Consider the following 1,152-nt stretch of genomic DNA (forward strand, 5'->3'; position numbering starts at 1 on the left):
CGCCTTTTTCCCCATTGAAATCACCCCCTCGTTCACTTCTCTCTTTTCCTTCCTACCACTAAAATCAGTCGTCCTTCTTATGATTTCCACGTCGAAGTTACGGCCGGAAAGTCATGGCCGTTTTCTTTAAAACCAAGCTGACGGGAAATTTCGAACGCGGTCCGCTTAATTTTTTCAATGAGCGGCGGTAGATTTTCACCCCGGTAATGAGCTTCCAGCCCGGCCATGCTAATTCCGGCCACAACCTCGCCCCTGTGGTTAAAAACCGGAGCGGCCACCGCCGCCGAATAATCTTCCAGCTCTGAATAACTGACGGAGTACCCGTTCTTTCTCGTCTGCATAACGGTTTCCCACAGTTGATCCCGGTCCGTAATCGTTCCGGAAGCAATCGCCTTCAATTCAACTTTATTGATATAGCGTTCGACCTCTTCCAGAGACATATACGAGAGAAGAATCCGGGAACAGGCTCCCGCATACAGCGGCGTGCGTCTGCCTACCCTCGTATAAAGCCGGACCGGATTCTGCGTATCCACCTTCTCAATGTAGATCGCTTCATCGCCTTCCCGAACGATTAAATTAACCGCCTCTTTCATTTCATCACGCAATCTGCGCATAAAAGGCAGAGCGATCTGCCGAATATCGAGCCGTTCAGCCACAAGCTGCCCCAATTTCAGAAAAATAAGACCAAGCGAATACTTTCCTTCACCGTCCCGGACAAGAAATCCCATTTCTTCCAGCGATTTTACCTGGCGATATACAGACGTCTTTGGCATGCCCGTTACATCAACCATTTCCTGAAGCGTCAGCCGATCATGAGAGTAAAATATCTGTAATATTTCAAGCGATTTTACCACAGTTTTATTCCTGCTCACCGCACTCCTCCGTTCCGAATTTCGGAATAACTATTCCGAATTTAATATAATTATCTGTTATAATAAAATCATCTGAATAAAAACTCAAGCCATATGTAAGATTTTTTTACACATACAGTTGTTAGAAAAACAAAAAAAATGATAATGATAGAAAACGACTCTGGTGTTTCTGCCGCAACCCCGGCATGAAAATCATAAAAAGGGCGGCTGACTTTTGTGGTACGAAGGAAAAAAGAGAAAGGAATGAGAAGAGGATTTTAATGTAGAAAAAGGCGAACGC

Annotated in this window: 1 protein-coding gene; it reads right to left on the reverse strand. The window is 45.1% G+C overall.

The genetic code is table 11. The annotated features are described in order from the left end of the window. Positions 1-77 precede the first annotated feature (77 nt). A complete protein-coding gene (locus B2899_RS13440; protein WP_286886478.1) occupies positions 78-872 on the reverse strand; it encodes an IclR family transcriptional regulator in 795 nt (264 codons plus the stop codon). Positions 873-1,152 lie beyond the last annotated feature (280 nt).

The organism is Aneurinibacillus sp. UBA3580 (assembly GCF_002375825.1).
Classification (GTDB): Bacteria; Bacillota; Bacilli; order Aneurinibacillales; family Aneurinibacillaceae; genus Aneurinibacillus; species Aneurinibacillus danicus.